This window comes from Streptomyces sp. NPDC053493 (genome assembly GCF_044544825.1).
Classification (GTDB): Bacteria; Actinomycetota; Actinomycetes; order Streptomycetales; family Streptomycetaceae; genus Streptomyces.
The window spans coordinates 723,869-748,436 of the sequence record NZ_JBITXS010000003.1; the positions used below are offsets into that span (position 1 = coordinate 723,869).

A 24,568-nucleotide genomic window follows, 5' to 3' on the forward strand; every position below is an offset into this window, starting at 1 on the left:
TGGGCAGGTGCCAGGACAGGGGAAGAGAAGGCGGCGGCAGGAGGACGCGCGGCAGCGGCTTGCTGCTCGCACCGCGCCGGACGCAAGACGGTGGGAAGTGGTCGTTGAGACACGGGACCAAGCGGAGATGCGTACGCGGTTGCGCCGTCTTCGGGAGGCAGGAGTCGACGGCTCGATGATCCGGATCGACACGCCGTGCGGGCGCCTGGGGCTGCCGACCACCTACCGGCTGAGCCGTTTCGTGACGGACCCCGCGCGGGAGTCCGAGCACGAGCACTCTGATCATTAATCTTGTGGCAAGTCGAGGTGAGTTGACGGATACGGCGTGGGAGCGAATAGAGCCCGTGTTTGCCCCCGCCCGGGGTGTGTCGTCCGTGGCGTGATCACCGGCAGGTGGTCAACGGGGTGCTGTGGCGGCTGCGGACCGGGGCTCCGTGGCGCGATCTGCCCGAACGGTACGGACCCTGGCAGACCGTCTACGAGCGGTTCGCCCGCTGGGAAGCGGACGGGACCTGGGCGAAGCTGCTGGAACACGTCCAGGTCCGCGACGACGCGGTGGGCCGAGTGGAGTGGACCGTCTCCATCGACTCCACGATCAACCGGGCCCACCAGCACGCGGCTGGCGCCCGCAAAAAGGGGCCGCAGACAAGGACGAACTGGAAGATCCGGGCCGCTCGCAAGCGCGCCAGGCCCTCGGCCGGTCCTGAGGCGGGCTGACCACCAAGGTCCACCTCGCCGCCGTCGGCCGAGGCCTCCCGCTATCCATCGTGCTCATGCCCGGCAACGTCAACGACGCCACCCCGCCTTCGGCCAGGTCCTCGACAGCATCCGCATCCCGCGCGCCGTTACGAGCTGACCTCGCACGACACCGGTGCGGGTGCTGGGCGACAAAGCGTATTCCAGCTGGGCAATACGCCACCTGCTGCGACGCCGGGGCATCGCTGCCACGATCTCCGAACGCCGCGACCAGATGGCCAACCGCCCACGACGTGGAACTTACGGCGGTCGCCCGCCCGCCTTTGACAAGGACATCTATCGCAACCGCAACGTGGTCGAACGGTGCTTCGCCCGTCTCAAGCGGTTCCGTGCGATCGCGACAAGGTTCGACAAGCTCGCCGATCGCTGCCGGGCTGGAATCGTCGTGGCAGCTCTGATTCTGTCCCCTGAGCCGCGTGCTCACCCTTGCCGAACAGCCTGGCGTCCGGCCGTGTTCGCTGGGCGGCGCCGCTGCCGAGTTCGTCCCGGTACTCCACGGCTTTGACTACGCCTTCGACGGCGGACCGTTGAGGGTCGGCGCGTGCGCCACAACGGGGGGCCACGCGGGGCCGCGCAGCTGGCCGTCGGCTGCTTCTGCTGCTGGCAGTTCTGTCCCGACGGCGCGTAAGCCACCCCGCCAGACGGGGGGCGAGGCGCATGGCATTCCCTTGATCAAGAGGGTGTGTGTCTCCTTTGTGGTTTGGTCGTTTCGCGGGCAGGAGCCCGTGACCTTGGAGGCGGTTGTGGTGGATGATCGGATCGGACTGGCCGAGGTGCTGGCGGCAGCGGAGGAGGCAGCGCCGGTGGACTCCCTCGATGTCGTGGCGCGTAACCTGCGCGACCGGTTCGGGGCCCATTACGTGTCGTTTCTGTTCGTCGACGTGGTCGGCCGGCGTCTGCTGCGGGTCCATGACACGGCGCGGGCACTGCGGGAGGAGAGGGCCGTGCAGGTTCCGCTCGCCGGCAGCAGCGTCTACGACGAGGTTCTGCGCCGTCAGCGACTGATCCTGGCACCGGATGGCGGACAGGGGCAGCGTGTGCTGACGCCGGTGACCAACCGCGGTGACGCCATCGGCGTGCTGGAACTTTTCCTCACGGACCCCGCCCCTGACGTGCTGGAACAGATCCAGGAGGCCGCGCACGCGCTGGCCTACATCATCGTCACCGACCGCCGCTTCACCGACCTCTACCACTGGGGCAACCGCACCACCCCGGTCAGCCTCTCCGCGGAGATCCAGCGTCAGCTTCTGCCGGCCGCCTCCGCCTGCGAGGCCCCGCAGTTCGCGCTCGCCGGCGCCCTGGTCCCGGCCTCCGACATCGCCGGCGACACCTACGACTACAGCCTCGACGCCGACACCCTGCACCTGTCCATCACCGACGCCATGGGCCACGACGTCAACGCGTCCCTGATGGCCACCCTCCTCGTCAACGCCTCCCGCGGCGCCCTCCGTGCCGGAGAGCCCCTCGCCGAACAATCCCGCCAGCTCCACCAGGCGCTCCTCGACCACGGCCGCAACAGCATCGCCACCGGCCAGCTCCTGCGCATCGCCCTGGACGGCACCTACGCCCAGCTCGTCAACGCCGGCCACCCCTGGCCGTACCGGCTGCGCAACGGTGCAGTCACCGAACTCCGCCTGGCCGTTAACCTGCCGTTCGGCATCGGCCTGCAAGGCCCCTACCAGGTCCAGGACCTCGACCTGCGTCCCGACGGCCGCCTGCTCCTGCACACCGATGGCATGCAGGAGCGCGAGGCCGAATCCGTCGACCTGCCCGGCCTGCTCCGCAAGACGGCTGACGACCACCCGCGCGAGGTCGTTCGCACCCTGGTCGGCGCCGTCGTGGGCGCCTACGACGGCCGGCCGCCGAAGGACGACGCCACCGTGTTGTGCCTGGACTGGCACGGCCCCGAGACCACCGCCCCCATGACCATTTGAAACCCAGGCGAGTGCACCCGTATCCGCAGTGAGATGGGAATCCGCTGGGTCGGCAGGCCCGGGCGCGCTGTGTGAGGGGCTCCCGCCGCAGTGCTCACAGGACGTCTTCGGACGCCCAGGTGCGGAACAGGGTGAGTGCCTCGGTCAGGTTGCCGGGCCCACACGCAATGCGGAACGTCTTCTCCGACGTCCAGGCGGTCATCCAGTCGCGCTCATTCCGGGTGACCTGCTGCCGTGGATATTCCCGGTCTGCCAAGTCCGTCTCTTCCAGATTGATCTTGACGGTCCAGCCCGGGTTGTCCAGCGTTGCGATCGTCACGCCCCATTCGTGTTCCCAGTCGCCGTCGCATTGTGAGGCGTACCAGTTCTGCAACCAGCCAAGGACTTGCTCGGTTTCGGGCATGGATGCTGATGCTAAGCGAACCACGTGCGGACCGAGGAACCCGGTGAACCTTCACGGTCACGGCACGGCACTACTGAAGTGGAACTTGTGATGCCGCTGGTGTCGCAAGGACCGCTGAACTCGCCGTCCGAGAGCCAGAGTGTGTCTGCAGCCAGCGACGCGCGGCAGCCAGGGTCACTTCAACGTCGTCGCTCCAGGAACAGACTTCCAGCCACGACAGGTAGCCGCCTTGTGCGAAGACTAGGACCTCGCCTGGGCACTCGCCGGCCTCGGTGACGAGCTGCGCTTCGGCCGCCACGACAGTGCTGGGACCCGTGGGTGCGGGCTCCGCCTTGCTGGTGTCGAGTCCGAAATAGGCGGTTCCGCATCCGCATGTGCAGCGCGCACGCACACTGAGGTGCGGAACCTGCCTTCGGAGCGCGGCGTGAACCGGATTGTCCTTGTTCAGGACTGCCGCGAGCACGTCGGCCACGTCGACAGGCAGGCTCTCGGTCATTCCATCACCGTATCTGACCAGCAACTTTTCACTTGCCCTTGCGGCCAACCTTCGATCGGCCAGCCATCGCAGGCCGCTGCTGGCATCAGCCGTGGTTACGGCAGAGGTCGGTGCACTCGTTGAAGTGTTCGGCCAGGTGCGGATGAACGTGTTCAGCGTCGTGAGCGACAGGACGCCGGTTGTGTGGTGGGAAACTACAGGGCGGTGAGCCCTTGCCGTTGGGGCAAGGCGAACGCATGACCGGCTCATGGAGGCGCCGTCGAGGATGTCCCGGTGAACGTGGCCTGCTGGTGCGACACCGATCAAACTAGCCATGACGTGGACGCCCTCAGGCTTGTTGTCGGTGGGGAGCCTCACTGCCTCCCGCCTTCGAAGCTGGCGGTGAGCGTCTGATCGGATGGCTCACCGACCTCGCGACGCGGATTGCTGGTCTGCCTTGGCGGCTCTACCTCCCCGCCGGCCCGCCTAAGCGTCATCCATCGTTGCGGGTCCAAGACCAGAGTCTGCTGTCCTCCGACACCCTTCACAGGCCGCTAACAGGCTGCCCGTGACCAAATCTCCGGTACGACAGGAGGTGGTGCACGTACGGAGATACGTGCACCAGCAGGGAGGCTGTGTGAGCCAGTCACGTCATCCCGCGGGGCACGGCCGTTGAAGGGCGACGAACCTCTAGGACGACAGCGGTGCCGGCCACGGTTCTGTCCTCGTGCATGGTGAGCTGCTGGCCGGGACGGACGTGCGTCCAGTGGGAGGGAGTAAGGGGCACGAGGCGAACCTTGGCTCGACCGCCCGGCTCCAGAATGGGCATGTCCTCCACCCAGAGCGAGGCGATGCTGACGGCACGTCCGCCGGTGGGGGAGAGGTGGCCGACGTCCCACATGGGTCGCAGAACACCGGCTCCGGAGATTGGCGTCGTGCGTCGCACCTCGGTAGCAGTCCGGAGCGTCAAATCCGCCCGGATCACGCCGTTGCGGATCTCGGAACACCGCCAATGGCACCAGGCCGCGCTCCGCTCAAGCCGCAGCTGCTCAGCCGCTGCAGCGAGCTTCTCCCAGAACTCCAGAGGGAGAGACGCAGTGTCCCCGAACTCCTCCAGCAGGGTCAGGGCGATCTCCCAGTCGTCGTGGACGAGGTAGTCCCAGATGTCCCGCACCGTGACGTCGTTCTCCGTGGCGGTATCTTCCGGAACCAGCAGGGAGGCTGATTCGAGCAGCTCAGGGACGTCCATGTGCACATTGTCGACCACACGAGAAGATCGGTGCCCACATGCGCCCGACGTCCCTGCGACAATCTTGACGAGCGATCAGGCAGCGGCCCCGCGGGAAGGCAGCTGGCTGCGGCTCCTTGCCGTGGCGATGCATGAAGTGGTTGATCCATTGTGGTCGAGGTCGCGGCAGGGGCGCAGTGCATGCGATGGTCAGAGCGGCGTGCAGCGAGGGTCGGCCGGGTCGATCGAAGCGGACAGGCGGCTCGCCCGAGCCTGCGCAGTCCGGTCCTCCCCGTCACGTACGCCTGCGACGCCGAAACGCGACCTGTCTCCCCGACCGGCCGGGAACGACGGTCCGGCGGTGCGAACGTCAGCGAGACTCGCGAAGTGCCGACGCCTCGGAGGCTTCGGCACTTCGCGAGCTGACACGGGCCAACGTGCCAACGGCATCCCGGGTCAGCAGACTGGGTGCGGTCCGTCACTCGGCGACCGCGACTCCTTCGGCCTGTTCCGACAGCGGCCCTCCCAAGGCTGGGGCACGCGCGCGCTGCGGCCCACGGGTGGCGGGCGGCGCGGGTCCGGGTCAGTGACGGCGCAGCAGCCGCCCCGCCACCAGGTGCCCGACGACGAGGTAGACGACGGCGGCGAGGCCGTAGCCCGCCACGACCCGCGCCCATGCCTCGTCGAACGTGAAGAGGTCGTGCGACCAGCCGGCCAGCCAGCGGGCCACGCTCTGGACGAACTCCACGAGTTCGTTGCCCCGGTTGGCGCCCAGCAGGTACATCAGAATCCAGAGCCCGATGATCGCGGCCATGACATCGGCGAGGACGACGATCACCCTCGCCGCTTGCGTGGTGTTACTCCGTCCGGAAGTCATACTCCTCGGGTTACCGCGAGTCCGCCTTCAAAACCCCTCCCCCCGCAACTCGTTCGGCATCGGCCGGGTGGCGCGGCCCAAGGCGGGGAGAGGCTGACGCCAAGACTTGGTTCGTCGCCAACCCGGTCTCCCGGCGAGCGCTACGTAGTGGATCGTCAAGCCGTACCGGGAGAGCAAGTTCAAGATGTGCGCCGCCGGCCGAACCCTCGCCCTGGTGTCTCGCGCGAGCGTTCACGCACAACCGGCTCAAGGCGGCGGTGAACGACGCCAAGGCAGACGCGCTGCTCTCCAAGCCGGTGGCGCCTGAGGCTGGCATCGAGTCCCCGAAGGACTCGGCACCAAACTCCGCAAGGGCGAGGCCGCCGAGGGAGGCATCGGCGCCTTCGAGAACAGCCAATGGCTGAAGGACGCGGGGAAGAGCCCGGGCACCGAGGTCGTCGACAAGGTGCCGACCGCTTCCCAGCTCAGCGGCGGCTGACCGGCGGCCCTGGAGGACCGAAGGACGGCAGGCTGGTGGCTGAGCGGGCCTCCCTACGCGGGCGAGCTGCGGTGCCTAAGCGGCTGGCCTCGTCCGCGGCGGGGCGTGGGTGGGTTATTGCTGATGGAGATCGCGGAGCAGGTCGTGGATTTCCTGGGCTTCGGGGACATCGAGGGTGGTGTACAGGTCGAGGGCCTGTTGGGCGTGGTGGCGGGCGCGGTCGAGCTGGCCGAGGTGGCGGTGGGTGCGGGCCAGGCCGTCGTGGGCGCGGGCCTGTTCGGTGTGGTAGCCGACCTCCCAAGCGACGGTCAGGGCTGCTTCGTGGTGGTCTACGGCCTGAGCGAGCTGGCCCATGGAACGGGCGGTTTCGGCCAGGCCGTTGAGCGACTCGGCCTCGTCGCCGCGGAAGCCGAACGTGCGGCACAGACGCAGGGCGTCGCCATGGTGGTGGCGGGCTTGGTCATAGCTGCCCCGCCGCCGGCACACGAGCCCGAGGTTGTTCAGGACGACGATCTCGCCGATCCGAGATCCGGTCTCCTGATAGATGCGCAGCGCCTGGCGGTGGTGGTCGTGAGCTTCTGCGTAGCGTCCGTGGTGTTCATGGACGAGGCCGAGGCCGGTCAGGCTGCGGGCTTCGCCGGCGTGATCATCGAGTGCGCGGAACATGTCGAGAGACTGCTGGTAGTGGCCGCGTGACTGGTCGTACTCGCGCTGCCGCCAGTGGCAGGTCGCGAGGTTCTGCAGTGCGCGGGCCTGGGCGCCCTGGTCGCCGATGTCCGCGGACAGCCGCAGGGCGTGCTGGTAATTCTCGACCGCCTGCTCGTAGTGGCCGTACCACCAGTAGCGCACCTCGCCGAGGTCCAGGAGTGTGCGTGCCTCGGCCGCTGTGTCGCCGATGTGCCGACTTGCCTCAAGCGCCAGGCCGTGCAGGGTCAGTGCGTCGGTGTGGTGGGCGTGGCCGAGCAGGTAGCGGTGCAGGGTGGCGGCCAGATGGATGGTGTGGGCGTGCCGCCCGTGGCCCGCCGTGTGATGGCCGATGGCGATCAGGTTCGCGCGTTCGGCCTCCAGCCAGCCGACCGCCTCGGTCTCGTCGCACGGCGACGAGGTCACGGTGTTCGGCTCGGGGATGAGTGGCCGGCGGTTCTTGCCTTCGGGGTAGAGGTGATTCATGGCCGCGCTCGCGCCGTGCAGGTAGTAAGTGAACAGCCGGTCGAGGGCCGCACTCCGGGCCTCCGGTGGTTCCTGAGCGTCCGCGGTGGCGAGGGCGTGTTCGCGCAGCAGGTCGTGGAAGGTGTAGCGGCCGGGCCGGTGCTGGGCCAGGACGTGGGCATCCAGGAGGTCTTCCATGAGCTGCTCGGCCCGGTCGAGGGGGAGGCCGGTCAGCGCGGCGGCAGCCGCGGGGCCGATGTCTCGGCCCGGTTGGAGGCCCAGCAGCCGGAACATGCGCTGCTGCTCGGAATCCAGCTGCTGGTAGGACAGGGTGAACGCGGCCGCGACCCCTCGCTCCGTCGTGGCCAGTTCGGACAGTCTGCGGCGCTGGTCGCGGAGTCGGCCGGCCAGGTACTCGACGGTCCAGCGGGGACGGTGGTGCAGGCGGGCGGCGGCGATGCGCACGGCCAGCGGCAGGAAGCCGCACAGCTGGAGCACGTCGAGGACCGCGACCGGCTCCGCGGCCGCCCGTTCGCCGACGATGGCCGTGAACAACTCGATGGCCTCGGCGGCGGACAGCACGTCCATGGACAGGGCGTGCGCACCATCGAGGTCGGTCAGCCGCCGACGGCTGGTGATCACGACGAGGGCGGTCGTCGTGCCGGCCAGCAATGGCCGGACCTGATCGGCGCTCAGGGCGTTGTCCAGCACGGCCAGCACCCGGCGGCCGGACAATTCGGCCCGCCACAGCGCCGCGCGGTCGGCGAGCGACGCCGGTACGCGCTCCGCGGGTACGCCCAGCTGGCTCAGGAGCACCTCCAGCGCGGCCGAGGCGTCGAGCGGATCCAGGCCGGCGGTATGCGCCTGGAGGTCGACGAAGAGCTGCCCGTCGGGGAAGCGGTCGGCGAGCCGGTGGGCGGCATGCACCGCGAGGGACGTTTTGCCGATCCCGGCCATGCCGTCGATCGCCGAGATCGCCACGACCCCGCCGGCCCATGAGCCGGTGAGCCGGTCAAGCTCCTCTTCACGCCCGGTGAAGTCGGGGAGGTCGACGGGCAGGAAGTTCACCCGTGTTGCCGCCGCGGGCGCGGCCTCTGGAGGCCGCAGTGCAGGGTCGTCGCGCAGGATGGCCTGTTCGAGCGTCGTGAACGCGTGGCCAGGATCAAGGCCCTGCTGTTCGGCCAGCGTCGCCCGGAAGGTCCTCGCCACCTGGAGTGCGTCCGGTTGGCGTCCCGCGCGGTGCAGGGCGAGCATCAGCTGACCACACAACCGTTCCCGCGTCGGGTTGGCCGTCACGTGGACGGTCAGCTCGTCGACGAGGCTTGCGGAGTGGCCGAGGGACAGCTCCAGGTCGGCGAGGCGTTCGATGACGGTCATCCGCTGCCCGTGGAGCCGTGCCCGGGCGCCTTGGACGTAGTCGGCGGTGATGTCGGCCAGGGGCTCGCCCCGCCACAGCGACAGGGCCGCGCGGAGCTGGTCCGCCGTGGCCCGCTGATCGCCCGCGGCCTGGGTCGCGGCGGTCAGGCTGGTGAACTCGTCCAGGTCGAGCTGGCCGGTCTCGGGAGTGATCTTGTATCCGGCGGAATGCGTGGTGAGCATCTGCTCGGCCCCCGACGCGCGCAGCATCCGCCGGATCGCGGCGATCGTGGTCTGGATCTGCGCGCGAGCCGAGTCCGGCGGCAGCGGTCCCCACATCGCGTCGATCAGCCGATCGGTGCTGATCACCACCCCGGCGTGCAGCAGCAGGTAGGCGAGCACCGCCCGGTGACGGGGCGCCAGCCGCGGCGACTGCGCTCCGCTGGACGTCACCTCCACAGGGCCGAGAACCGTGAACCGCATGCCGCTCCCCCCAAAGCCGTCAGCGCTCGCATCGAGAACGCATCGGGAACCTATCAAGATCCATCGGCAGGATTTCCGGCATGCAAGTGCTTCCGAGCATCGACCCGGAGACCGCCGGCGGTGAGGCCGCGCAACTGCTCACCGCCACGCACCGGGCTCTGGGGGTCGTACCCAACCTGGCCAAGGTGATGGCCAACAACCCGGCTGTTTTGAAGGGATATCTAGCAAATGTCAATACTTTGGGCGACGAGGGAACGCTCCCGACGGGTGTGGCCGAGCGGATCGCCCTGCTGATCGCTCAGGAGCACAAGTCCGACTACTGCCTGTCCGCGCACTCGTTCCGCGGCATAAACCTGGCGGGGCTCTCCGTGGCCGAGGTCACCCGTGCGAGAGCGGGCGAGACCTCAGATCCGTGGGCCGCCGCCGCCCTCGCGCTGGCCACCGCCGTCGTCCGCCGTCACGGGGCGATCTCCGACGATCAGCTGGCCATGGCCCGGCACGCCGGCCTGTCCGACGGGCAGGTCGTCGAGATCGTCGCCCATGTGGCACTCAACGTGCTCACCACCTACCTCGCCACGGCGGCCCGCGTCGACATCGACTGGCCGCTCGTCCGGCACACCGACTAAAAGATCCCTTGAGGAGTACCCGATGCTCAGCGTTGCCCCGATCACTCACCTGTCGGCGGAGCAGGCCGCAGCCTGGCACGCGGTGGTCGTCGCCGCACTCGCCACGGACCTGCCCGACGAGCCACTGCCCACGCTCCAGCAGGTCCACGCCCGGCTCACCGCATCCGGGCTGGACAGCCGCCGACTGGCTTGGCTGGGCACCGCGCCCGACGGCGCAGTGATCGGCGTGGCCGGACTGCGGCTGTTCACCTCGCCCGGCCAGGAACACCTGGCCGAGCTGGAGCTGCACGTCCACCCGGAACACCGGCGCTCGGGCCTCGCATCGCGTCTGCTGTCCGCGGCCCGGCTCGCGGCAAAGGCGGAGCACCGGCGCAGCCTGATCACCGGCGCGGCCGACGGCGGTCCGGGCGATGCCTTCTGCGCTGCCCGCGGCTTCCGGCGGGTGCTGACGCTGAACCACCTCCTGCTCGACGTCGCGCGGGCCGACGACACCGCCGCGGACGCTGCGCACCCCGGCTACGAGCTGACCAGCTGGGTCGGCACCGTCCCCGACGAGCTTGCCGACGCCTTCGTCGCGGCCAAGAACGCGATGAACGACATGCCCACCGGCGACCTCGACTACGGCAACCAGGACTGGACCGCCGACCGGGTCCGCGCCATGGCGCAGGTGCTGGCCGACCGGGGGGACACGTTGCTGACGACCGCGGCGCTCCGCGGCGGCGAGATGGCCGGGTACACCGAGGTCGTGATCCGGGCCGGCGAAACCCGACGGGCCGCGCAGTACGACACCGCCGTCGTCCCCGCTCACCGCGGCCACGGCCTTGGCCTGTGGCTCAAGGCCGCCATGGTACGAGGGCTGCGCGCCTGGCACCCCGACGTCCGGGAGATCGAGACCGACAACGCCCAGGACAACACCCACATGCTCGCCGTCAACCAGCGGCTGGGCTACCGCACCCATCGGCGCACCCACGAATACCAGCTCGACCTGACCAGCGACTGACCACATCCGAACTCCCGGCGACTCGCGTCTTCCACAGCGAATGGCTGCCCGGTCCTCAGGACCTGACCCAGCAGAACCGACCTCGTGTTGACCACGATCCTCGTCACCACCGCAGCCGGCGCCGTAGCGCCGCTCATCGGTGCAACGGCGCTGGGACATGCGCGGCTCCGGCAAGGCCTTCGCGTACGGCGGCTGCGCCGGGCAGGGCGAGATGAGCCTGCGGCAGCTGGAGCGCGACGCGGCGGAAGTCATTGAGCACGTCCGGGCCCGGCTCGGCGTGGCCGAGGTCATCGTGGTCGGGTGCTCCTTCGGCTCGCTCGTCGGGCTCCGGATCGCCCGCAGCCGGCCCGAGCTGACCTCCGCCTACGTCGGCACCGATCAGAACATCAGTGGCGGCGGACGCAACCGCACGGCCTACGAAGCGCTGGTGGACCGGCTCACCCGGGCCGGCAAGCGCAAGATACTGGCCGCCGTCACCCTGATGGGACCGGACCGGTCGGTGTGGACGATCGAACCGTTCTCGCAGTTCAACAAGCACACCCTGGGCACCGACCCACGGACCCTCCACACCTTCAAGCGGGGTCTGCCACGTCGTGTGGCCAGTGAGGCCGCTGGGATCGTCTGCGCCACCGAAGCCCGGGCCGGGGCCCCATCCCGATCTGGGCTTTGGTGTGTTCGGTGTGCTGCTGTCAGTGGCGGGTGGCCGTCAAGATCCAGGCGAGGACAGCCGTCGCCTGTGTCGGGTTGGCGTAGAGCCAGGCGGTCAGGTGCTCTCGGACGGCCTCGGTGACGCAGGCGCGGACGGGTCTGTTGCCCAGCCGGTCGCGGGTTGCACCCTCGAACTCGGGCCGATCGAGCTTCACCGACACGACTGCGGTCAGACCCGCGCCGAGCTGAGCGGCGGTGAAGTCGGGGTCGGACGGGCTGAGCAGCTGTTGCTCCCGGGCGTAGCCGGTGAGCGCGGCTGCCAGGCCGTCTCGGAAGCCGAGTTCGTGCGTGCCGCCGCCGGTGGTCGGCAGGCTGTTGGCGTAGCTTGCGATCCGTTCCTGGCGGGACTCGCACCAGCGGAGGGCCACCTCCACTGTTCCCTCCATCTCGGAGTACTCGCGCTCGAAGCCGATCACGTCCGGGTGGAGTGGGGCGCTCTGTTCCGCGATGTAGTCCCTCGCGCCGTCCGGGAAGCGGAAGCGAATGGCCTGGGGCGCCGCAGGGTCGCGGTCATCGGTCAGGGTGATGTCCAGTTCGCGGTTCAGGAAAGCCAGTTCTTTGAAGCGCTCGGTCAGTGTGTCGAACGAGAACTCGAGGGTCTCGAAGATGTCGGCGTCGGGCTGGAAGGTGATAACGGTCCCGCTGCCGTCGGCCGGCCCGGTGCGGGCGGGCACCCCGACAGGCACGCCTTGCTCGTACTCCAGCACCCAGCGGGCGCCGTCGCGCCGGACCTCTGCCGTCAGGCGGCTCGACAAGGCGTTGACGACGGCCAGTCCCATGCCGAAGTAACCGCCGAACAGTGAGTGTCGGTCAGCGGGCGGTGCCCCGCACCAGAGCTCGGTCAACCGGGTCTCCAACGGAGGGTCGTCGGTGTGGCCGGCGTACCCGACGGCAAGACCCGTGCCGTCGTCGGTGACACGGACGCTGCCGTCGGCGGTGAGGGTGATCTCGACACTGCTGGCGGTGCCGCCGAGGATCTCGTTCAGCGCCCGCCCGGCGGCCTCGAGCACCAGCTGGTGAAGGCCGCGTTCATCGATCGATCCGATGTACATCCCGGGCCGCTTCCGAACGGCCTCCAGGCCCTGCAGAACCACAATCGTGCTGGCGTCGTACGTCGTGGATTCCTCGCTCATGGTGCCCCCTCCGAAGGTGTTCGACAGAGCCCTCCCAACCTAGGAGATTTTCAGGAAAACACCAGGTCAGAGCCGAAATGGCGAGGGCCCGGACGGGATCCTGCAGACCCATCTCGAGTGGTCAGGCGGGAAGGGGGCGCGCTGCTGCGGGAAGGGCGCCGCGGCCCTCCGTGGACCGTTTGCGGCACCGTTTTGGGTGGCCACGGGGACACGAATTCCAAGAAGTTGTCGCCTCGGCCCGGTGGGTCGTGGATGCCGAGTGAACCGTTCGACTCCGTGCCCAGATGGCTGCGCAATCGGGCGGTTTGACTGATCAGACCGTGCTTGAGGTCTCGTTGGCGTGTGAGAGGAGGTGTGGACCGGGCCGTGTGGCGGGTCTGCTCGGGTGAGCCGGCGGACCATGATGCCGATCATTGCCCAGCGGATCATCGTCTCGGAGTGGGCCAGCTCCAGCACGTACCGGGCGTGTGCGCCGCGCGTGGCCGAGGTCTCGCCCGCCTCCTGGAGCCGCTCGACGCCGTAGGCGCGGACCGTCTCCAGCATCCGCAAGCGCCCACCCGCCAGTTCCAGCAGGGACTTGTCCACCAGTGACTCCAGCACTTCGGACTCCAGCGCCTCGGGATCCGGCATCTGCGGCCGCAGTGCCTCCGGCGCCGATACCTCCGGCTCCGGCAGCCCCGACTGCGAGGCGCTGACCGCCTGGCATACCTCCAGCGCCGCGCGGGCCGTAGCGCCCGCCGGGCAGACGGTGAAGCGCCGGGCGGCTCGCTGCTCCCGCTCGGACAGTAGTTCCCAGCTCCAGGTGACCACTGCGCGCAGTGTGCGGTGTCGCTCGGCGGCGCCGCGGCTGGCCCGGGCGGCTGCCATCCCTAGCCGGTCGTCGAGCCGCCGTTCCAGGTCCTCCACGTCCATGGTGCGCAGCCGGGCCGCCGCCAGCTCGATGGCCAGCGGCAGGTGGTCCAGCGCCGCGCAGATCCGCTCCACCGGGCCTTGGGACGCCGTGAACCCGCGCCGCACGGCCGAGGCCCGCTCGGTGAACAGTTGCACGGCCGCGGCGCTGTCGAGCGGCCGGACCTGCCACAGGTGCTCCCCCGTGACGGCGAGGGGCTCCCGGCTGGTGGCCAGGATCCGCAGCCGAGGGCAGCGGGCCAGCAGGTGTCCTGCCAGCGCGGCGGCTTCCTCGGCCAGGTGTTCGCAGTTGTCCAGGACCAAAAGGAGCGGCCGGTCCGCCAGGGCCGCCGCCAGCCGTTCCAGGGTCCCGGCCCGCCCCCGTCGAGCCGGAGCCCGTTCTCGCGCAGCCCGAGCGCCGCCAGCACCGCTCCCGGCAGGCCGGCGCCCTCGCGCAGCGGGGCCAGCTCAACGAAGCACGCGTCATCGGCGGTGGCCCTCGCCACCTCCACGGACAGCCGGGTCTTGCCCACCCCGCCCGGGCCCACCAGCGTCACCAGCCGGGCCGCCCCCGGCAGCCCGCCCGGCCACCTCGCCGGCCTCGCCCGAGCGGCCCACGAACGAGGTCAGCTGGGCGGTCGGCCGCACCTGCGCGGGAGTGGGGTCCGACTCCAACAACTCGCGGGGCGGGGAGGTCAGTTCCGCCGAAGGGTCGCTGCCGAGTTCGTCGGCCAGCCGGCTGCGGGTCTGCTCATAGGCGGCCAGTGCCTCGGCCTGGCCGCCTTCGGCGGACAGGGCCTGGATCAGCAGGGCAGCGAGGCGCTCGCGCAGCGGGTGGCGGGTGACTGCCCCGAGCCTCAGTTCGGGCCGCGTCCACGTCCTGCGGATCCACGGCGGCCCGGTAGCCGGTCCCGGCCCGCTCGATCACGCCCGGCCCCAGCGCCGCGCGCAGCTGGGACACCTGGGACTGCAGGGCGTGCGCCGACACCGTGCCGTCCGGGGCCAGTTCGTCCGCCAGCCGTTTGGCGGCCACCACTTCGCGGGGGCGCACCAGCAGCAGGGTCAGCAGTGCCCGCCGGGCGGGCCCGCCGAGGGGGACCTCGGTGCCGTCGTCGCGCCGGGCGAGAGTCTCGCCGAGGACGGAGAACCGCATGCCGGCCATTGTCCACCGGAGTCGATCATCGGATGATCACCCGGAACTCCGCGGCCGTCGCCCGCCCGGCACCGGGCGGGAGGATGCCGGGGTCAGCCTAGGGGGCCGAGCCAGGTGCCCCCCCCCGAGACGTCCACGGTCTGGCCGGTCACCCACCGCCCCTGCGGCCCGGCCAGGAAGCCCACCACGTCGGCGACGTCCTCCGGCTCTCCCAGCCGCCCGAGCGCGGTGATCCCCTCCAGCGCGGCGACCACCTCGGGGACGGCCGTGTAGGGGGGGGCGCAGCCCGGCGCGGCGGATGCTCTCCGGTGCGTCCTCGGTGACTGCGCGCGCCTGGATGCGGTGATGGCGCAGGTACCGCAGCGCCTCGGACTGCTCTTCGTGGCCGAGGCCCGCCTCCCGTGGGCCAGGCGCCCGCATCGCAGCGGTGATCAGGAAATGGGTGTCTTCGGACCGTAGGACATGTCTGCTGCCAACCACCGTTCGGCGCGGCCCTGTGTGTCGGATTCTCCAGAGCGGCGGGCGTGCGCCAGCAGTCGGGCACGCAGTGGCTCGGGCAGGCTGGCGACGTCCCGCTTCTGGCGCGGGCGGGTCTTCCAGCCCAACAGATGCCGCACGGCCCCGGCATCGTGCCGCTCCTCGGCCTGCGGGCCGGACAGCGCGGCCAGCAAGTCGTCGATCGGCACCCTGCCGAGCAGTTCGTCAGGCACGCTCTCGTGCAGAGGGTGGCCGGAGCAGCGCCCGCTGCCGGAACCGTGCCAGGCGAGCAGGGCCAGCACCCGCTCCACCGGGTCGGGCAACGTCAGCCGCAGCCGGTCCGTGAGTTCCGCGAGCAAGTCGGGGGAGGGCCTGCCGCCCGTACGGGAGAGGGCGAGGATCCGCTCGGCGAGCCCCTCAAGTCCGGCGGGCATCGCGGCCAGCCAGTCGCGCTCCTCCTCGGCCTCTTTCTCCGCTCGCTGCCGGTCGGCTTCGAACTGCCGCACGGGGCCGGGCATGCCGTGCCCGTCCAGCCACTCCAGGAGCAGGCGTCCGTCGGTGAGGACGGCGTCGCTCTCCCACCGCCCCCACCTCAGTGTCGCCCCGTGGTGCAGGACAACGGCTGCAAGCCGCCGACCATCCCGGTCGAACAGCTCGAAGCGGACGTCCCCGAGGCACATGCAGTGGAACCCCGGCAGCGATTCCACGGCCATGGCTGTCCTGAGCCGGGCCGACTCCGCCGGATCGGAGAGGTCCACCCGGATCTCTCCGTCCATCCCTACCCCGCTCTCCGAGCTCACCCCGACCAGGTGTGCCTGCCGCAGCACGCTGTCCAGCGCTGTCGACCTGTCCATGAACCGATCCCTCCCCGCCCGGGCCGCAGATGCACAGGCCGCCCGATCCCACCGCAGCTCCCGACCGCCTCGCAACCCGGTCCCCCCGCGGCCGCAGTTCAGCGCGTACGCCGACGGGCCTCGCTGCACGAGGGGACTACGCCCCACTCCGGACATCCGGTGCATGGCATGGCGCTCGAACTCAACCGCCACGGGAACGCTTGACCACATCCATCGCGGGTCAGGGCGTAAGGAAATCCGTGGACGGGCCCGCGGTAGATCACTTAGTGTGTGGCTCCACGCCCTGAGATGGATGGAAGGAGGCGAGTGCCGTGCGGTTCACACCTTTCCAGCGCTCCCTTTTCCGCTGTCCCGGCGTGGTTCGTGAGTTCTGACCGGGAGCGCTCCAAGCAGCCTGTATCCCGGAGGAATCCATGACCGATCTGGTCATCCGCGCGCTCTCGGCGCGCGACGCTCATCTTTTCGACGCGCTCCCCGATCCCTTGGGTGCCCGTGAAGCCCATCGGCGTACCCAGTTCCGCCCCGACTGGAAGCGCGTCGCCCTGCGCGAAGGCGAGGTCGTCGCACGTGGCGCGTGGTGGGGCGGCCCCGACGACTCGGAGCCTGTCAACATCAACTGGTTCGACGTGGCCGAGGGCGAGGAGGAGGCCGGGGCCGAACTCCTTCGCTCCGCTCCCTGGCAGGTCGAGCTCGAGATCAACCTGCCCGGCGGTTGGCGGGAAAACACCGACCTGCGTGCCGGCGCCGAGGCGCGCTTCACCGCCGCACGAGCCGCAGGGTACGAACTCCTGGTGGAACGCTTCCTGTACCGCTGGACCCCGCAGCGAGGTCTGCCCGAGCGGCCCGGACGCCTGCGCTTCAGCGCCGAACCCGACGACACCGTGTTCTTCGACGCGTTGCGCCGCATCCACTCTGTCACTTTGGATGCCCACGCGCTGAGGGCCATCGAGGAGGGCGGCCTCGATCAGGCCGCCCAGGAGGAGCTCGACTTCTTCCACTGGTGCCCCTCTCCACGGGAGTGGTGGCAGATCGCGCACACACCGGAGGGCGATCTGGCCGGCATCCACATCCCGGCCCACAACCCCTCCGGCCCGACCATCGGTTTCATCGGAGTCGTCCCGGAACAGCGCGGTCGCGGCTACGCCTACGACCTCCTCGCGGAGTGCACCCACCTCCTCGTCGAGCAGGGCGCGGAGTCCGTCAGCGGAGCCACGGACCGCGGCAACTTCCCCATGGCCGCTAACTTCGCCAAGGCCGGCTTCCCCGTCATCCGTGAACGCATCAACTTCCACCCGGCGGGCCAAGCGGCCTAGCTGTTGCGGGACATGACGTGGGTGGCACAGGCCGATGTAAGTGAAACCAAGATGCTTCGACGGGCATCGGTCAGGTAGCGTGCGGGCCATGTCGAGTCCTGAGTCAGACAAGGTGGGGGCTTTCGGTCACGCCGTCAGCCCCCTGAACCACTGATCTTGTAGCCCAGTCGTCGCGCCGCGTTCTGCGGCCGGGCGAGTGCGCCCTTGGGGCTGGCCGCGGTGACGAGATGACCTCCTCGTGCTTCTCCTCACCTCGGAGCCACTCGATGCCTCTCCCGCTGTACCTGCTTGCCATGGCGGTTTTCGCCATGGGCACCTCGGAATTCATGCTCGCCGGCCTCTTGCCGGACATCGCCTCAGACCTCGACGTCACGGTCGGGACAGCCGGCACGCTCACCTCGGCCTTCGCGGTCGGCATGATCGTCGGTGCCCCCCTTGTGGCCGCGCTTGCCCGCAACTGGCCCAGGCGCTCCAGCCTTCTCGGGTTCATCCTCACTTTCGCGGCAGCTCACGCCGTGGGGGCCATCACCACCAGCTTCCTTATCCTGTTCGCCACCCGGGTCGTCGCCGCGCTCGCGAACGCAGGGTTCCTTGCCGTCGCTCTGACGGCTGCCGCCACGCTGGTCTCACCCGACAAGAAGGGACGTGCGCTGGCCGTGCTGCTGTCAGGCACGACGGTGGCCACGATCGCCGGTGTCCCTGGCGGCTCGGTGCTCGGCACGTTGCTCGGCTGGCGAGTCGCATTCTGGGCGGTCGCCGCTCTCTGCCTGCCTGCAGCTCTAGGCATCCTGAAGACAATCCCCACAGGGCGTGACGAGGATGAGGCAACTGGCAGGCCGGCGTTGCGAGCGGAGCTCGCCCAGCTCACACGGCCGCGGTTGATTCTGGTGATGCTGCTCGGCGCGCTGGTGAACTCGGCAACCTTCGGGAGCCTCACCTTCCTCGCCCCCGTGGTGACCGACAGCGCCGGGCTGGGCGAGTGGTGGATTTCTGTCGCGCTGGTGCTCTTCGGCGCCGGGTCCTTCGTGGGCGTCACCGTCGCCGGGCGGCTGTCCGACCGGCGTCCCGGTCTGGTCATCGCAGTCGGCGGTCCGCTGCTGCTCATCGGCTGGCCGGCCCTGGCGATGCTGGCAGGCGAGCCGGTCGCCCTGTTCACCCTCCTGTTCGTGCAAGGCGCACTGTCGTTCGCGCTGGGCAGCACGCTGATTGCGCGGGTCCTCTACGAGGCCGCGGGAGCACCCACGATGGCTGGCTCGTATGCGACCGCGGCGCTCAACGTGGGCGCCGCCGCCGGCCCCGTCATCGCTGCGTCCACCTTCGACACCGAAGCCGGGGACCTCGGGCCGCTCTGGGCGAGCGGACTCCTCGTCGCGGTCGCACTGCTCATCGCGTTCCCCCTCCTCACCGCCATCACGGCCGGCCGGAGCACTGAGGTGCTCCAGTGACACATGCGCACGCCCCCTTGAACACCGAGGGACGCCGAAGGCTAGTGGAGCGCTGCCGCAGTCGTCCGATCGCGCACGTCGCCGCCGAGGCCGGTGTTCCCGCGCCTGTCTGTCCAAGTGGAAATACCGGTACGACACGCATGGCGAACTCGGGCTGCAGGACCGCCCGATCGTCCCGCGATCCTCACCGACCCAGACCCCACCCGATGTCGTCGAACAGATCGAGCGGTTGCGGCGGGAGAACGAGTGGTCTGCCGGATCACTCTCGAACTCGCAGGCCAGGCAGTGCAGGTCAGCGAGCGCACCGTAGGCCGGTGGCCGGCGCGCTTGGGCATCAACCACCGCCGGTTCCTCGACCCCGAAGGCTAGGTCAACAGGCGACACCGAAGCCCTTCCCGGTGAGAAGGCCGCCACCGTGGCGTTCCTCAGCCGCGCCCGCGCGTTCTTCGCCGCCCACGGCATTCACGCGAGCGTCACCAACGTCATGGCCAGCAATATCTCGTCACCCGCAGAGAGCAGGCACGAATCGGGCCGGACGCGGCGGTAGGTTGCAGGGTCATGCCCGAGTTACTTCACCAGCAGCTCCTGGACGTCGAGGTCGCGTTCCGAGGGTTCGGATTCCAGGAGTCCGACGACAGCGCGGTTCCTGTGCCGTTCGGCGACGACTACGAGTGGGGTGTGTTCCTCCAGGGGCACGAGCGCCGCTTCGACTTGTTCAGCGCGGGCCATACCCACACCGCCGGCGTGGAGGTCAGGGTGTGGGCTGGGCAGCCGCTTGCCGCGCCGGGGGAGTGGGACGAGCAGGAGGAGGTCGACTTCGAGACCACCACGGGGGATGTCGCGGTGTGGACGATGACGCTGGGTCGCTCCGATCACCTGATCCGGCTGGGCAACCCGGGGCGGTGGCGGGTGCGGGTCGGGGGCACCGGACGTGCCGGCGTCGCCCGGGTGACGCAGACGCAGGGCGTCGCGTACGGCGTGGAGAAGTACCTGATCGACTTCTGGCCCAAGGCCTGACGCGTGTGGCCGGCGCCGTGACGCGCCGGCCACACACCTGATGTCAGTTGATCTTGACGATGAAGCCGTCTTCCAGTCCGTCGATGATCCGGTTGGCGTTGTAAAAGCCGCTCAGCAGATCGCCGGCGGCGCCGTTCTGCGCACCGGGTACGGGCAGCGGAGAAGTTGTTCTTCTCGACGTGCACGTCGAACTCGGAGGCCGCGGAGTCTTCATAGGTGCGGCGAAGGGGAACTCGTCGCACTCCTTGCCGCCGTCGGTGTAGTTCGTTCCCCACGCGCGGGTGCACTCGCGGACCGCGACCGCGCGGTTGCGGTCCCGACGCCGCTGGTCGAGGAACAGCCGGTGCAGCGGTTCCTTCACGTCGTCGCCCGGCACGTTTTTCAGCGCGTTAAGCGGCTTGGTGGCCCTGGGGTTGGTGAACGCCTGCTTGATGTGATCGGCCACGGCCTTCTCTGGGGCACCGGGCTGGGAGCTGTACTCGAGCGTGGCGATCATGCTGAACGCTGCGCCGCCCTTGTTGGCGGGGTTGCCGCCGCCCGTCGAGTTGCGCAGGTAGGAGGCCGCATCCCAGCGCGGGGCGAATGCCCTGCCCGGGCGCGTAGCGCAGGGTGTGGGTGTAGTGGGAGCTCGCCTGCATCGGCGGGAGCGTCTTGGTGACGGGCAGCGTGGTGCTCAGCACGGGGCGCGCGGTCGCGGGCCAGTTCTGGGGCACTACGCCCTTCAGGCCGATCCGCATGCCGGCCGCGCCGGTGCTGCCGACGGAGACGAAGTCGGTGAGGTCGTAGTCGAAGTACATGGTGCGGTCGGACTCCTTGGGGACCGTGCCGCGGATGTACACGGTGTAGGAGCTGGTGCCGACCTGTCCCTCGGAGCGCGTCCAGAGTGTGGTGACCTGCAGAGCGGTGCATACGGCGAACCGGGACTTGAGGTAGAGCTGCGCGGAGCCGCCCATGTTCGCCTTGCACTCGGCGAGCGACATGGTCCGGGCGGGTTCCGGATACGAGACGGCTGCGGCACCGGCGGCTGTCCTGGAGGCTGCAACCGGCGGCGCCGGGCGGGCGGTGACGGCGGGAGTGGCGGTCTTCCGGCCGTAGGCGGCGGCAGGACCCACGACCTCGAGCGGTGTGGTGGGGCCGGCTGAGGTCTCGGCGTCGGCGAGGCGCTGCTCAGCGGCGCCGGAGCGGAGTTCCGGAAGCGAGGGAAGCGGTGAGCCTGGCGGGACGACGAAGGTCTGGGCCCGCCCAGGGTCGGGTTCGGCGGGCGCCGCGGTGGCCTCGGACGGGGCCAGCGGCAGCAGTGTGGCGGCTGCGAGAGCGGCTAAGGAGGTACGTAAGCGGCGTGAATGCAGGGCGGTGCTGATGGTTCCCCCAAGGGTGTTTCGGTCGGATGGGCGCGCGACCGTGGTCGGCGGTCGGCGACATCAAGATCTTCCGAATGTTTGCTCGAATCTCTGGCCGGAAGGGGGCGCTTGTCCTGATGCATCACAAATCTGGCCGATCTTCCCTGCAACGGTGTGCGCCTTCGCGCTGATCCCAGACGATCCCTGACAGCACCCATCGCGTAGATCCTGGACGCCGACCGGTTCGCCCCGGGAGACACGAGCACCGCATTACGTCGCGCCCTTCGGTGCGGGCGCCGAGCCCGCTAGCGGCTGTGGTCTCCTCCGGGCAGCACGACGCAGCCCCCGGCGGTTGCCAGGGGCTATACGAGATCGTGGCTGCGGAGGTGTGCGAGGCGCTGGACCTGGCGACCGAGCCGGGCATCGTCATCTTGGGGCGCCGATGGGGATTGCCGGGATACCGCACGAGCTGATCTGCTGGACCGCCCGCCGCAGCGACCAGATCGCCGCCTGCCTGACCGAGCTGGAGCATGTCGCCTGATCCTGCCGTGAGAGGAGCGTCCACGGTATCGGCCTCGTCGTACTCACGGCGGCAGAACGAACACTTCGTCACGGCGCCCGAGTGTGCGGGACGAGCGAGTTCGCCTCTGGCGACAGCTCAATGGTGACGACTGGTGCACGTGCTCTGCGCGCTGACACCTCCGCGCGGAGGCGTCAGCGCGGAGGTGGCCGTGCGGCAGTGTCGGGTCAGCGACGGAGTTTGCGGGTGTCGAGGATCTGGTCGGCGGGGGGCGGGGTGGTGTCGACCGGCTTGTTGAAGTCGCTGAACTTGAGGGTGCCGGCGTCGGCGCTGCCGGTGTTGCTGATTTCGACGGGGTAGGGCTTGCCGGTCTTGGCGACGTGGATGGTGGTGACTTCGCTGCCGTCGCGGTCGTAGATGACGGCGAGGGCCTGGCCGGCGCGGATGATGTCGGCGTCGCGCGTGGTGGAGGTGTCGGTCGAGTCGTTTCCGAGCTTGTCCGCGAGTGCGCTGAGGTCACACACGTCCTTGCGGGTCATGGCCGCGGCTGCCTTGCTGTCGGCCTTCATCCAGCGGCCCTTGACGAGCTCGACGAACGCGTCGGCCTGCTGGGCGGTGGGCTTCCTTTTTGCGGAGGCGAGTGAGGCCCGCCAGAACTTCTCGTCACCCTTGATGAAAACGGTGCGGCGGTTCTTGATCATCTCGATGGTGCCGATGCGCGGCTGGGTGATAGTGCCGCGGCAGGAGCCTCGTGTGTCCAGGGCAAGGTCCATGCTGATGGTGCCGCCACGGCCGTCCGGCGCGTCGCCGACAACACGCAGGGAGGTGACGCCCTTGACCGCGGCCTTGGCCTTCTCGCTGATCTCAGGGCCACTCAGGCCGTCGAAGGCGTCCTTGGATTTAGCCGGGCTCGGACTAGCGCTGGTGTTCTTCGCCCCGGTATCGGTGGCGTCCGGGCCGCAGGCGGCGGCCGTGGTGATGACGGCTGCAATGAGCGCGGCCGCGGCGACGCGGCGGTTGGTGCGGTGGTTCACGTACTGGGTCCCTCCCCTATTGAACGCGTTCACGGTATGCGATGCGTGCGCCAGGGCAGCAATCAGCTTCTGACCCGCCCGTTCTTGTGATTGGCGCGTGGAGCGCGCGGGACGACACTGTCGTCCGGGGCGATCTCGGGTGGCGACCGCCGGTCGGCGCCGACGCCGTGGTGCTCGACCCACCACTCGATGAGCGCCTGGGCCTAAGAAGCCACCTCATTGGTGACTCTGCCGTAGCAGATGAGGGTGCAGGCGATGCTGGTGAAGGGCGAGAAACGGGCGGCTTGCGGAGCGGCACCGTTGAGGCTGCGTGTCAGCGGGGGATCCTCTGACCCGCTTCGGTGAGAGTCAGTGTGAGGCACCCCAGCCACGTGCCGGATGACGGATACTCCCAGTTCTCAGCCTCCGCCAGAACAGCGGGAAGGTCCTGCCTCGGGACAGGGAGCCCGGGCTGCTCTCCGACAGTGCCATCCTCCGCGGTCCAGGGAACGACCCGGCACACTTCGATCCACCCTCTGTCGACGAGGGAAAGGAGGATCGGGACGAGAGCCGAGGCGGGCCCTGAGACCAGCGGCTCGTCGAGGTCGCCCCAGACGCCGGGGAGGATGTCGATCTCGGTGGCGTTGATCATGAAGGCGCGTTCGGCGGAGGACAGCTGGTCTGTCGCGGGATAACTCACGCGCAGAGTGTCGCAGCTCAGGAGAACGGCCGACGAGAGCCCCGTTGGCTCTCTAAGGCACTGTGATTCCGCTGCCGGGTGCTGGACGACTTCCGGCACTGGTCCACCCCGTCGCCCACTTCGTCCAGGGCCGGATCGCGCCTTCCGCTGGGCACGTAAGCCGATGTGGCTGGTGTGATCACGGCGTCGAAGCCGTCCTGGATAGCCCCGCTCTCCGGCTGAGCCCGCGCGCCTTCGGGAAGCAGGTGACGGTGCTGCGTCGCGCAAGTGCGGACTCGGTCCGCAAGGGTCGGCCGTGGAGCCGTCCACTGGAAAACCGGCCCCTGCTGGTCACCGCCTACTGGCGGACGAACCTGACCATGCGGCAGCTCGCCCCGCTGTTCGGGATCTCGAAGTCGGCAGCGGACCGCATCATCGACCTTCTCGGGCCAATGCTCGCGCTCCAGCCTCGCGAAGGGTTCGCCAGGGACACTGCTGCCAAGGCCGCCGTTGGCAAGACCCTCACGGTCGCCTACGGCGGCTACCCGGGCACTGGCCTGGTCATCCCGCACCGCCGGAAGTTCAACCAGACCGAGCTGCCGCCTGGAAGGAAGAGCACAACACGTCCCACAAGCAGGTCCAGGTCCGCGTCGAGCACGTCTTCGCCCGCATGCAGACCTGGACGATCCTCCGGGACTGCCGCTTGAAGGGCGATGGTGTCCACCATGGCGTGCTCGGCATCGCCCGGCTGCACAACCTCGCCCTTGCCGGATAGGCCCACAGGCCACTGTGGCCGCCCTCGCCCGTGGCGACACGTAGATCATTTACGGGTAGGCCCTCAGTCTCAAGATGGTGCGGGGCCCGACGGGGAGCCCTCAACTGCTGTGCCACATTCGAGGGCCGAGCAGGTGGAAGTCGTCGCCTGCCGCGCGGCCCTGATCCCGTTTTCGGCTTCGCGGCGTGCCCTTCAACGATGACCGTCCCCTCGCCCTCAGCTAGGCCAGTCCGGTTGCTGCGTCAAGGACCTCATCCGAGCCGGCGATATGACCAAGCAGGTCGTCGCCCAGGCATGGAAGGAACGGCCGAGCGTCGGGAGACTCATTGCCAGCTCAGGCCCGCGGTCATCGAGGTCCGCGCTGAACAGGGCTGGAGGTCGCGTGCGGAGCCGATCGCGCGGCTGTACGCCCAGGGCATCCTTCCACCTCGTCGGCGAGTGCTCTCGCATGGAAGGCCGGCTCGTCCTTTGGATCCCCGGTATGGCTC

General features: G+C 69.4%; 20 protein-coding genes and 3 pseudogenes. 9 read left to right on the forward strand and 14 right to left on the reverse strand.

Translation table 11 applies throughout. The annotated features are described in order from the left end of the window. Positions 1-293: 293 nt before the first annotated feature. Both ACIGO8_RS13095 and ACIGO8_RS13100 read left to right on the forward strand, forming a co-directional pair. Positions 294-1,261 (forward strand): annotated as a pseudogene (locus tag ACIGO8_RS13095) (IS5 family transposase). A 238-nt stretch (positions 1,262-1,499) separates the two neighbouring features. Continuing rightward, a complete protein-coding gene (locus tag ACIGO8_RS13100) occupies positions 1,500-2,690 on the forward strand; it encodes a PP2C family protein-serine/threonine phosphatase (protein WP_399728564.1) in 1,191 nt (396 codons plus the stop codon). A gap of 94 nt (positions 2,691-2,784) precedes the next feature. Here ACIGO8_RS13100 and ACIGO8_RS13105 read toward each other — a convergent pair whose 3' ends face one another. From ACIGO8_RS13105 to ACIGO8_RS13125, 5 genes are all read right to left on the reverse strand, one after another. Continuing rightward, positions 2,785-3,093, reverse strand: coding sequence for an immunity 53 family protein (locus ACIGO8_RS13105; protein WP_399728389.1), 309 nt, complete (start codon positions 3,091-3,093; stop codon positions 2,785-2,787). Positions 3,094-3,163: 70 nt separating this feature from the next. After that, positions 3,164-3,589, reverse strand: a complete 426-nt coding sequence (locus ACIGO8_RS13110) for a hypothetical protein (protein WP_399728392.1) — start codon at positions 3,587-3,589, stop codon at positions 3,164-3,166. A 625-nt stretch (positions 3,590-4,214) separates the two neighbouring features. Next, entirely contained in the window at positions 4,215-4,817 is a 603-nt protein-coding gene (locus ACIGO8_RS13115) for a hypothetical protein (RefSeq protein ID WP_399728395.1), read from the reverse strand. A gap of 562 nt (positions 4,818-5,379) precedes the next feature. Next, positions 5,380-5,673 carry a hypothetical protein gene (locus ACIGO8_RS13120; RefSeq protein WP_399728398.1) on the reverse strand — a complete coding sequence of 98 codons (294 nt, stop codon included), beginning with the start codon at positions 5,671-5,673 and terminating at the stop codon, positions 5,380-5,382. Between the two features lie 592 nt (positions 5,674-6,265). Beyond that, positions 6,266-9,109, reverse strand: coding sequence for a tetratricopeptide repeat protein (locus tag ACIGO8_RS13125; RefSeq protein ID WP_399728401.1), 2,844 nt, complete (start codon positions 9,107-9,109; stop codon positions 6,266-6,268). A gap of 110 nt (positions 9,110-9,219) precedes the next feature. On the opposite strand from ACIGO8_RS13125, the gene ACIGO8_RS13130 reads away from it, so the two are divergent. Together ACIGO8_RS13130 and ACIGO8_RS13135 are read left to right on the forward strand one after the other, a co-directional pair. Continuing rightward, entirely contained in the window at positions 9,220-9,765 is a 546-nt protein-coding gene (locus tag ACIGO8_RS13130) for a carboxymuconolactone decarboxylase family protein (protein WP_399728404.1), read from the forward strand. Positions 9,766-9,787: 22 nt separating this feature from the next. After that, positions 9,788-10,765 carry a GNAT family N-acetyltransferase gene (locus ACIGO8_RS13135; protein ID WP_399728407.1) on the forward strand — a complete coding sequence of 326 codons (978 nt, stop codon included), beginning with the start codon at positions 9,788-9,790 and terminating at the stop codon, positions 10,763-10,765. Positions 10,766-11,454: 689 nt separating this feature from the next. Here ACIGO8_RS13135 and ACIGO8_RS13140 read toward each other — a convergent pair. The 6 genes from ACIGO8_RS13140 to ACIGO8_RS13165 form a co-directional block, all read right to left on the reverse strand. After that, the gene (locus ACIGO8_RS13140; RefSeq protein ID WP_399728409.1) at positions 11,455-12,606 is read right to left on the reverse strand and encodes an ATP-binding protein; all 1,152 of its coding nucleotides are present in this window, start codon (positions 12,604-12,606) and stop codon (positions 11,455-11,457) included. Positions 12,607-12,672: 66 nt separating this feature from the next. Next, a complete protein-coding gene (locus ACIGO8_RS13145) occupies positions 12,673-13,818 on the reverse strand; it encodes an ATP-binding protein (protein WP_399728412.1) in 1,146 nt (381 codons plus the stop codon). Between the two features lie 159 nt (positions 13,819-13,977). After that, positions 13,978-14,355: a BTAD domain-containing putative transcriptional regulator gene (locus ACIGO8_RS13150; RefSeq protein WP_399728566.1), complete on the reverse strand. Its 378-nt coding sequence runs from the start codon at positions 14,353-14,355 to the stop codon at positions 13,978-13,980. Then, positions 14,246-14,656, reverse strand: a complete 411-nt coding sequence (locus ACIGO8_RS13155; RefSeq protein WP_399728415.1) for a winged helix-turn-helix domain-containing protein — start codon at positions 14,654-14,656, stop codon at positions 14,246-14,248. Before ACIGO8_RS13155 ends, ACIGO8_RS13150 begins: the two co-directional genes overlap by 110 nt. A gap of 83 nt (positions 14,657-14,739) precedes the next feature. After that, on the reverse strand, positions 14,740-14,901 hold the full coding sequence (locus ACIGO8_RS13160) for an SDR family oxidoreductase (RefSeq protein WP_399728418.1): 162 nt from the start codon (positions 14,899-14,901) through the stop codon (positions 14,740-14,742). A 177-nt stretch (positions 14,902-15,078) separates the two neighbouring features. Beyond that, the gene (locus ACIGO8_RS13165) at positions 15,079-15,978 is read right to left on the reverse strand and encodes a hypothetical protein (RefSeq protein ID WP_399728421.1); all 900 of its coding nucleotides are present in this window, start codon (positions 15,976-15,978) and stop codon (positions 15,079-15,081) included. A gap of 413 nt (positions 15,979-16,391) precedes the next feature. Between ACIGO8_RS13165 and ACIGO8_RS13170 the strand changes: the two genes are divergently transcribed. The 4 genes and pseudogenes from ACIGO8_RS13170 to ACIGO8_RS13185 all read left to right on the forward strand — a co-directional run bounded on the left by ACIGO8_RS13170 (position 16,392) and on the right by ACIGO8_RS13185 (position 19,753). After that, on the forward strand, positions 16,392-17,291 hold the full coding sequence (locus ACIGO8_RS13170) for a GNAT family N-acetyltransferase (protein ID WP_399728424.1): 900 nt from the start codon (positions 16,392-16,394) through the stop codon (positions 17,289-17,291). Between the two features lie 266 nt (positions 17,292-17,557). Further along, positions 17,558-18,736 carry a Cmx/CmrA family chloramphenicol efflux MFS transporter gene (locus tag ACIGO8_RS13175; RefSeq protein ID WP_399728426.1) on the forward strand — a complete coding sequence of 393 codons (1,179 nt, stop codon included), beginning with the start codon at positions 17,558-17,560 and terminating at the stop codon, positions 18,734-18,736. Then, positions 18,733-19,102: pseudogene (locus tag ACIGO8_RS13180) on the forward strand (helix-turn-helix domain-containing protein); the annotation flags it as partial. The gene ACIGO8_RS13175 and the pseudogene ACIGO8_RS13180, both read left to right, overlap by 4 nt. A 192-nt stretch (positions 19,103-19,294) precedes the next feature. Continuing rightward, positions 19,295-19,753 (forward strand): hypothetical protein, encoded by a 459-nt coding sequence (locus tag ACIGO8_RS13185; RefSeq protein WP_399728429.1) that lies wholly within the window; start codon positions 19,295-19,297, stop codon positions 19,751-19,753. A 43-nt stretch (positions 19,754-19,796) separates the two neighbouring features. On the opposite strand, the gene ACIGO8_RS13190 is transcribed toward ACIGO8_RS13185, so the two are convergent. The 3 genes from ACIGO8_RS13190 to ACIGO8_RS13200 all read right to left on the reverse strand — a co-directional run bounded on the left by ACIGO8_RS13190 (position 19,797) and on the right by ACIGO8_RS13200 (position 23,326). Further along, positions 19,797-20,249 (reverse strand): hypothetical protein, encoded by a 453-nt coding sequence (locus tag ACIGO8_RS13190; RefSeq protein ID WP_399728431.1) that lies wholly within the window; start codon positions 20,247-20,249, stop codon positions 19,797-19,799. A gap of 1,591 nt (positions 20,250-21,840) precedes the next feature. Continuing rightward, positions 21,841-22,647 carry a hypothetical protein gene (locus ACIGO8_RS13195; protein ID WP_399728434.1) on the reverse strand — a complete coding sequence of 269 codons (807 nt, stop codon included), beginning with the start codon at positions 22,645-22,647 and terminating at the stop codon, positions 21,841-21,843. A 313-nt stretch (positions 22,648-22,960) separates the two neighbouring features. Next, on the reverse strand, positions 22,961-23,326 hold the full coding sequence (locus tag ACIGO8_RS13200) for a hypothetical protein (RefSeq protein ID WP_399728437.1): 366 nt from the start codon (positions 23,324-23,326) through the stop codon (positions 22,961-22,963). 165 nt (positions 23,327-23,491) lie between these two features. Between ACIGO8_RS13200 and ACIGO8_RS13205 the strand changes: the two are divergent. After that, positions 23,492-24,080: pseudogene (locus ACIGO8_RS13205) on the forward strand (transposase family protein). The last annotated feature ends 488 nt before the right edge of the window (positions 24,081-24,568 follow it).

Coding starts and splice junctions, on each gene's coding strand:
- ACIGO8_RS13105 (WP_399728389.1), bottom strand. CDS start 3,093: ATGCCCGAAACCGAGCAAGTCCTTGGCTGGTTGCAGAACTGGTACGCC.
- ACIGO8_RS13110 (WP_399728392.1), bottom strand. CDS start 3,589: ATGACCGAGAGCCTGCCTGTCGACGTGGCCGACGTGCTCGCGGCAGTC.
- ACIGO8_RS13115 (WP_399728395.1), bottom strand. CDS start 4,817: ATGGACGTCCCTGAGCTGCTCGAATCAGCCTCCCTGCTGGTTCCGGAA.
- ACIGO8_RS13120 (WP_399728398.1), bottom strand. CDS start 5,673: ATGACTTCCGGACGGAGTAACACCACGCAAGCGGCGAGGGTGATCGTC.
- ACIGO8_RS13130 (WP_399728404.1), top strand. CDS start 9,220: ATGCAAGTGCTTCCGAGCATCGACCCGGAGACCGCCGGCGGTGAGGCC.
- ACIGO8_RS13135 (WP_399728407.1), top strand. CDS start 9,788: ATGCTCAGCGTTGCCCCGATCACTCACCTGTCGGCGGAGCAGGCCGCA.
- ACIGO8_RS13140 (WP_399728409.1), bottom strand. CDS start 12,606: ATGAGCGAGGAATCCACGACGTACGACGCCAGCACGATTGTGGTTCTG.
- ACIGO8_RS13155 (WP_399728415.1), bottom strand. CDS start 14,656: ATGGCCGGCATGCGGTTCTCCGTCCTCGGCGAGACTCTCGCCCGGCGC.
- ACIGO8_RS13165 (WP_399728421.1), bottom strand. CDS start 15,978: ATGGACAGGTCGACAGCGCTGGACAGCGTGCTGCGGCAGGCACACCTG.
- ACIGO8_RS13170 (WP_399728424.1), top strand. CDS start 16,392: ATGACCGATCTGGTCATCCGCGCGCTCTCGGCGCGCGACGCTCATCTT.
- ACIGO8_RS13175 (WP_399728426.1), top strand. CDS start 17,558: ATGCCTCTCCCGCTGTACCTGCTTGCCATGGCGGTTTTCGCCATGGGC.
- ACIGO8_RS13185 (WP_399728429.1), top strand. CDS start 19,295: ATGCCCGAGTTACTTCACCAGCAGCTCCTGGACGTCGAGGTCGCGTTC.
- ACIGO8_RS13190 (WP_399728431.1), bottom strand. CDS start 20,249: ATGATCGCCACGCTCGAGTACAGCTCCCAGCCCGGTGCCCCAGAGAAG.